This window comes from Weizmannia agrestimuris (assembly GCF_943193165.1).
Lineage (GTDB): Bacteria > Bacillota > Bacilli > Bacillales > Bacillaceae_C > Weizmannia > Weizmannia faecalis.
In genome coordinates this window covers 1-7,008 of record NZ_CALPDC010000073.1, presented here as the reverse complement: position 1 = coordinate 7,008, position 7,008 = coordinate 1, and the positions used below count along the sequence as shown (strand labels likewise).

At 37.3% G+C, this 7,008-nt stretch carries 8 protein-coding genes; 5 read left to right on the top strand and 3 right to left on the bottom strand.

Annotated features, from left to right (window positions below):
- Window positions 1-459: 459 nt before the first annotated feature.
- Together NFR98_RS15270 and NFR98_RS15265 are read right to left on the bottom strand one after the other, a co-directional pair.
- Window positions 460-864 (bottom strand): NUDIX hydrolase, encoded by a 405-nt coding sequence (locus tag NFR98_RS15270; RefSeq protein WP_014096427.1) that lies wholly within the window; start codon window positions 862-864, stop codon window positions 460-462.
- A 211-nt stretch (window positions 865-1,075) separates the two neighbouring features.
- The gene (locus NFR98_RS15265) at window positions 1,076-1,222 is read right to left on the bottom strand and encodes a hypothetical protein (RefSeq protein WP_014096426.1); all 147 of its coding nucleotides are present in this window, start codon (window positions 1,220-1,222) and stop codon (window positions 1,076-1,078) included.
- Window positions 1,223-1,546: 324 nt separating this feature from the next.
- On the opposite strand from NFR98_RS15265, the gene NFR98_RS15260 reads away from it, so the two are divergent.
- The 5 genes from NFR98_RS15260 to NFR98_RS15240 all read left to right on the top strand — a co-directional run bounded on the left by NFR98_RS15260 (window position 1,547) and on the right by NFR98_RS15240 (window position 6,226).
- Window positions 1,547-2,167, top strand: coding sequence for a hypothetical protein (locus NFR98_RS15260; RefSeq protein WP_017550280.1), 621 nt, complete (start codon window positions 1,547-1,549; stop codon window positions 2,165-2,167).
- 212 nt (window positions 2,168-2,379) lie between these two features.
- Window positions 2,380-3,648 carry an MDR family MFS transporter gene (locus NFR98_RS15255; protein ID WP_014096424.1) on the top strand — a complete coding sequence of 423 codons (1,269 nt, stop codon included), beginning with the start codon at window positions 2,380-2,382 and terminating at the stop codon, window positions 3,646-3,648.
- A gap of 197 nt (window positions 3,649-3,845) precedes the next feature.
- Window positions 3,846-4,286 carry a GNAT family N-acetyltransferase gene (locus NFR98_RS15250; RefSeq protein WP_014096423.1) on the top strand — a complete coding sequence of 147 codons (441 nt, stop codon included), beginning with the start codon at window positions 3,846-3,848 and terminating at the stop codon, window positions 4,284-4,286.
- Window positions 4,287-4,498: 212 nt separating this feature from the next.
- The gene (locus NFR98_RS15245) at window positions 4,499-5,290 is read left to right on the top strand and encodes a lipid II flippase Amj family protein (RefSeq protein WP_014096422.1); all 792 of its coding nucleotides are present in this window, start codon (window positions 4,499-4,501) and stop codon (window positions 5,288-5,290) included.
- A 195-nt stretch (window positions 5,291-5,485) separates the two neighbouring features.
- On the top strand, window positions 5,486-6,226 hold the full coding sequence (locus NFR98_RS15240; RefSeq protein ID WP_014096421.1) for a CPBP family intramembrane glutamic endopeptidase: 741 nt from the start codon (window positions 5,486-5,488) through the stop codon (window positions 6,224-6,226).
- A 70-nt stretch (window positions 6,227-6,296) separates the two neighbouring features.
- Here NFR98_RS15240 and NFR98_RS15235 read toward each other — a convergent pair whose 3' ends face one another.
- On the bottom strand, window positions 6,297-6,533 hold the full coding sequence (locus NFR98_RS15235) for a hypothetical protein (RefSeq protein ID WP_014096420.1): 237 nt from the start codon (window positions 6,531-6,533) through the stop codon (window positions 6,297-6,299).
- Window positions 6,534-7,008: the final 475 nt, after the last annotated feature.

Here is a 7,008-nt window from a genome sequence, read left to right as displayed (position 1 = left end):
CGGACCCAGCGATTTTCTTTATTTAATTTTCCACCGAATGGTAGAAAAAAATCTTCTACAAAAGTTAATTGATGTTCAGTCTTTTTGTACATCGTAACGGCCTCCAAGTGCAAGGTTTTTTACACGTTTCCTATAAAATCCTTACACTTTATATTCGACAAAAGTGGCCAAAATCCTTGTCAAATCTGGAATTTTTGTTTATTCAGCAAGCCCTATTTTAACTCACTGATGGTGCAGGCTCTCCAGCTTTTATTGTATTGGGGTGGGGGCTTTGTCCAACCTCATTTTTGTAGATCTCGATTGTTTTCGTCTGGTCACTTCTATTTCAAATCCTTGGGCTACAAGGAGCCTGTAACATCGTAAATACTCTCATATAAAATCGAAAACAGCATGCTGACAAACCGGATACAATCCAAAATTAGATTCGTTTAGCAAGCCCAAATTATAAGGGTTTGCTGACTATCCTTTTTTTTCGTAAACCAATTTTGCCGCCGCTGTTATTGAATGCCTGTATCCTTCTGGTATAAGTTCGTTTTCTAAATGGTTTATTTTAATCCATTTGTATTCTATATGTTCCTCGCTTATCTGAATATGTGACAAATTGTCGCATACACAGAAATATGTTACAATAAACACAAATTTATTTGGAAGGACTTCATATACCCACGAATCAATAATATTTTCAACGCTGCACTTTAAATTCAGTTCTTCTTTGATTTCACGTTTCACGCATGTTTCTGGACTTTCGTTTTTCTCGAGTCTTCCTCCCGGCAACTCCCATTCATTGCGTTCGTTTTTTAGCAGTAATACGTGACCGTTATGTATGATAATGCCTTTAACGGAAACAGGCAAAACAAAACTCATGTTATACCTCCAGTGGCAGTCATCTGTTTTTTATGCTCATTTTACTGCCAGGATTTTCACGTTCTTATTGTCTTTCCTGCTGCAAAAATAACACTGTTGTGGATGTAAATCAAGATTTGGAAAAACCAATAAGGAAAAAGTAGTTACGAGCCTGATAAGCGGTTTTCATTGCCTTTAAGCCAGTTCGGCCGTCATATGGCGGTCAAAAGCGTCATCTACAAAAATCAAGCAGGCAAGTCCATTGTGTAAGCCGGTATGCACCAGACATGATCAAACGAGTTTTATTTGCTAAAGATCTTTTTGACTGGTGTTTCAGCTTACCACCATTAAGTTTTTTTCTTTCGCCTTCGTTTTCCATATCGCAATCCTTCGTTCCACAGCCAATATACAATACTTTTCATTCTTCTATTCCTTGTCGAGGGAACAAGATTTAAGTTGAAAAATTTCTTAATAATATTTAGAATATATGATAAAATGAATACAAAAAACAGGATTTAATGAATAATCCGGCCATAGTGTTTAACGAAAAAGGGGACTGTTTTGCAGAATCTTTTACCAAAGGAGTTCTTGGTTCATTTAAGCGTACCGGGAAATACATACAAATCCAGCCTGCCCTGCCAGCTCAGTGTTAGAATCTGTACTTGATTTTAGAGTAATTTGGGAAAACTTGAGGAGGGTTCATATGCTGCTATTCCATTATCATTTTTGGACACCTCATTTAGAGGAAACAGAAAAATTCTATGTAGAGAATGGTTTTCGAACTTCACTTCGGACGGGGAAATACCAAGGAGAATATCAAACTTTCAATCCTCCTTTGGAATGGGATGATTTCCGGAACAAACCTATTACTTTCAGGATAATTGAAGTCAGGAGAGGTGCAATGAACATCACTTTTGGATTTGGGAAAAAGGTTATGTTTGATCACATTGGATTTTTAGTAACAAAAAAAGAACTCGATAAAATTTGTCACAATGCCCGGAGCATGAACTGGCCAGTTAACACGAATGATAGAAGAACTTTTATAGGAACGCCCTATGGTTTTAGAATTGAGCTTCAAAGTAATGCCGACTCAATAGATGGAACACGATCCAGTGAAAAAATGGAGGGATTGGAGTTAATTTTAAAAAAAGAGGGATTCGAAAGAGATTTATCTAAATTATTAAACAGTCCAGTTCATTTTATTCGCTCAAAAATAGGAGAAACCCCTACAATAAGTAAAGCAGTGATGAGTGGTATCCTTATTTCAAATCAAAAAGATCCCAATGGTGTAAATGTGATTGGGAAGGTTGGAGAAACGAATTAACAATAGCAGTACCCTGAAATGCAGCACAAAGCATTTAAAACAAAGCTATTAAAGAATAAGTGGGGAAGAAAAAGCGGAGGCCAAACTGATTATACGCTGTACCATCCCGGATGTGCACGATGTGATGCTGGTTGAAGACATATGAATCATTCGCTTAGGAATCATTTATAAACTTACCGAATCAGATTTTATGGCCTTGAGAGGATCAAATTATGAAATTTAGAGATTTTCACGTTAATATAAAAGTAAGAATTTTCGAATTATTTGCCAGCAGGTTAGTGGGTAACATGGTACTTCCCTTTATGTCTATATACTTGGCTGATCATTTTGGAACGAAAATTACCGGCTTACTGATCCTCATCAATGTATTTACCGGTATTACAATGTCACTTTTAAGTGGGTATATTGCGGATCAGTATGGCCGAAGAAATGTAATGATCACAGCTGAGTCTTTAAGACTTTGTTCATTTTTTATAATGACAGTGAGTAATTCCCCTTGGTTTGAATCTTATGGATTAACATTTATCGCAATGTGTATGAATAGTGTTTGCTGGGGACTTGCCGGACCTGCAAATCAGGCCATGCTTATTGATGTCAGTACGCCTGATCAGCGCAAGACGATTTATTCTATTATGTACTGGGCAAATAATATCTCTATGTCTATAGGCGGGATTATCGGAGCCTTTTTCTTCAAACGGTATCTGTTTCAGCTATTTTTAATTCTTACACTTATGACAGCGATCATCCTTATCGTCATTTTCTTGTTTATAAAAGAGACCCACAAACCTAGCAAATCGATAGCAACACCAAAAATGACGCCTAGAAAACATATTTTAGAAGTCTACTACACCTACAAGAAAGTAGTCCAGGACAGACTTTTTATAAGTTTTTTAACTGCAGCTGTCCTTTTGTTATCATTAGAAAACCAATTGACCAATTACATTGGAATAAAGCTGGATAAACATATGCCTATACAAGATTTTTTATTGTGGAAGATTGATGGATCCACCATGATGGGGCTATTAAGAAGTGAAAACACGATATTAGTAGCATTAATCGCTTTGTTTTCGGCCAAATTAACACAAAAATATAAAGATAAGAATATATTAGTAGTCAATTGTTTTATATATACAATTGGATTTTCCGGGATTGCGTTTTCAAATAATATTTGGGTTTTATTTATCATGATGGCGCTTCATACTTTAGGAGAAGTACTATTGGCTCCTGTTCAAGAATCTTACATGGCAACCATTCCTCCTGAAAACGCCAGAGGTGCATATTTAGCATTTTATAATTTACAATACGACTTATGTATGATCATAGTCGGAATAACTGTCTCGTTAAGTGGATTCCTGTCACCCTTCGTTATGGCTTGGATATTAACTGTAATCGGACTTTTAGGGACCTTTATTTTCTATTTCATCACGCCTAAGTTAGATATTTTAAAAGATAAAGCTATCAAAGAAGAAATGAGGATTTAGAGATTAATCATTGTAAAACAGTATAAGTGCAAGCAAGATACGTCTGTGGTATTTTCTTTCATTATGGTAAAGATGAAAAGCAGTTTTAGCGAATTTCTCGTGGAGAAAACGATGTACCAAGAAAAATATCGAGAGGATTAAAAATGGCCCTCAAGATTGGGGGATTTCAGTTCTATTGATCCGAGGGAGAGGGATAAATGGAAATAAGATTGCCGAATCAATTGGAAATGAAACAAATTCAACGTCTTACTTCGCAGGCGATTTATGAGGGGACAATGGGCGAAACAAAGCCAAATCTTGAAAAAGCAAAGGAAATCGTTGCATCCCTTTTAAAAAAGGGATGCAGCTACTTTGTTGCGGTTGAGGATCAGCAAGTTTTAGGATGGATACTAACCGGTATAAGCAAAGATTCTTTTACGGAGAAATCAGTCGGGTTTATTTATGAATTGTTTGTAAAGGAAGAGTTTAGAGGAAAAGGGATAGCGAAAGAATTAATGCTATACGCAAAACATTCCTTAAAAGAAGAAGGACTTACGGAGATACGCTTAAATGTATATGAGGGTAATCCGGCTATAAGATTATATGAAAAATTGGGGTTTCAAGTTAGAAGTGTTTCAATGGCTTTGAAATTGGAATAGCCAGCACTATTCTAAAACGTCCATTGGCGCTTAACCGGGTAAGATTTTGAGCAATGATAGAGGGAGAAATCATGGTTTTAAGTTGTTGGTAGCTAAATTGGTTTAGTAAAATGAAAGTTGAGCTTTGTGGCACCAAAGACTATGGAACAGAAGATAGAAGGGCTTGAATGGGAAGGATTGTCCGACGATCATTTACCCCAGGAGGTGGAAATATGGCCTTACAGATGATCATTGTGTTCATCTTGAATTTCATCATATCCTTGATTGGAACCCTAGCTTATTCGGTCAGAATGGTAGGGGTAAGAACAGGGAAGATTGCAGTATCTTTTGCCGTCTTCAATATTTTAACCTTGATTTCCAGGATTGCAGTGACATTTCAAGTACCGCTGCTGACGAAATATGTTGAAGGTCATACGGAGACAAGCGGCTTATTACATATTTTTAACCTTATCATCATTATTTCCGGAGTAGCCACTGCAGTTGGCGCTTTGCTCATTCCAACTTTCCAAAGACTATTTTACCGGGGCGTTTTGTACTTCTCGGCTGACCGGTCTATTCCTAAGCTGGTTCTGCACAGTTTTTCCAAGGCAGGTCTTCATTATATGAAGGACTGCGTTGCTGTACCTGTAAAAGAAAATATTTTACAGCTCAACTTTAGAAAGCTGCCGGTGAAAATTATTATTTACAATCTGGTAACAGTTGCTTTATTAACAGTTGGTTCTTTGGCGCCGATTTATGCGGGCAGTCTTGAACCGGATTTAAGGGCAACATGCATCACTTTATCTTCCATTATTAATGGAGTTGCAACCATTTTGATGTCGATCTTCATTGATCCGCAGCTATCCATCATGACCGATGATGTGATCGATGGCAAATGCAGTGAAGAGGATTTTAGAAAAGTGGTTGTTGCAATGGTAGGTAGCAAAACAGTGGGCACATTCGCATCGCTATTCCTGCTTATTCCTTCTGCCTATGCCATCGTTTTTGTAGCTAAAATGATTTGAAAATGGCCAAAAAGGGGCTTCCTAAATGTTCATTACAGCGGGATGCTAGAGGGTTGCTAGCATTTAAGAATGTTTCTTTTTTCCTTGATCAGCCATATGACACAGCTTATAAAAAGCGAACGCCGGAATACAGCCTGAGATTATGTTAAAATCATATTTGGTTTGAAAAATGATACGAATGGCTGGTGGGCGTTCATGAGAAAAACGCGTGATTGTTGGGTGATGATTTGTTCGATGGCATGGGTTGCCTTTGTTCTAATTTGTTTAAGATTCACCTTTGTCGCAAATTTTGGAGACATCACGAAAGTATTTGTTGAAGAATTGGTACTGCTTGTAAGTGTTTTCTTTTTAAATGTGTTGTTTTTAAAACAAAAAGTAACATGGCGGATAAAGTCTTCTTTTAAAGAAACACTGCTGATCATGATACCCGTTTTCTTTTTCTTTATGATTGATATATTGGTATCTTCCGGTCATGCATTGCTAAATATATTAAAGGCCGGCGGGATTTCAGTGATTGTCGCGCTCTTCGAAGAATATTATTTCAGGGGAATTATTTTTTCTAAAATCAATTTCTATTTAAACGAAGGAAAAGCGGCTTATGCAGGGAGAATAAAAGCCTGCCTGTATTCCGGGTTGATTTTTGGCGGATTTCATTTTATTAACCTTTTTCATCAATCATTTTATATTACAACGTTGCAGGTCATCCAGGTTACTTGTTTAGGCCTAGTTTTATGTGCCTTATATCTTCGCTCGGGAAGTTTAATACTCCCGATCATGCTTCATGCAGCAATCGATTTTATTAGTTTTATCAGTAGCGGGCCGGAAGTGGATGCCCATCTCACATTAAGAGGATGCCTTACGGGGGCAGTGGTTTATATTGTTATTGCATTTCTACTGTTAATTGGAGGCAGAAGGCGTATAGCTGCAAGGACATAACCTGCAAATGATGAAGGCATACTCCTCGCTTTATCTGTCTGCTGGTCCCATATAGTGAATCAGCAGCCGGTTAAATAAATGAGGGACTCCCATCAGCCATTGATCGACTATTGGGACAGCTCCTGTGCAGCCAACAATCTTTAGGAATATTTCTTTTTTCCTTGATGAGTTGTTCAAGTTCATTCAGATCTTCTTCTGTTGCCATGTTACGAATAAAAGAACGGGCGGAGGAGCGCAGGGGTAAATAGCGCCTGTGCTCTCTGTTTTTGTTATTATAAGAGGCCTGGTCGAACTTTTTATTTGTCATATGATTCCCTGCGTTTAAATAATTTTACGAAATACCATACAACAACGACTGTACCGATTACGGATAAAACAGCTCCGGAAACAAGATGAAGTGTTTGATTAAATCTGTCTCCGAAATAAAGATACAATGCAACAGCTGCCCAGAAGAAAATCAACAGTATTTTTTTCATAGTGTTTGTGCGATGCTAAGATATCGTTTTAGCGAGGAAGAAGATAATCCTCTCCACCTCTTTTCGGTTTGGCGGAAGGGTTTGATACAACCGTGTAGCGTTAATCTCCGCTGGTATTTATGCATCGGTGAAGTGATCCAGCATCGCTTTTCCCACTCCCTTTCTAAGATTAATTATACGAATGTATGATAAAACCGCCATAGAAAATAACAATTTTCTTATATCTTTTAACCCACATTTCGCACGTCTTAAATAAAATTCATTTTAATTTTTGAATGAACTATATTTAAACATTTTGGTGGGATG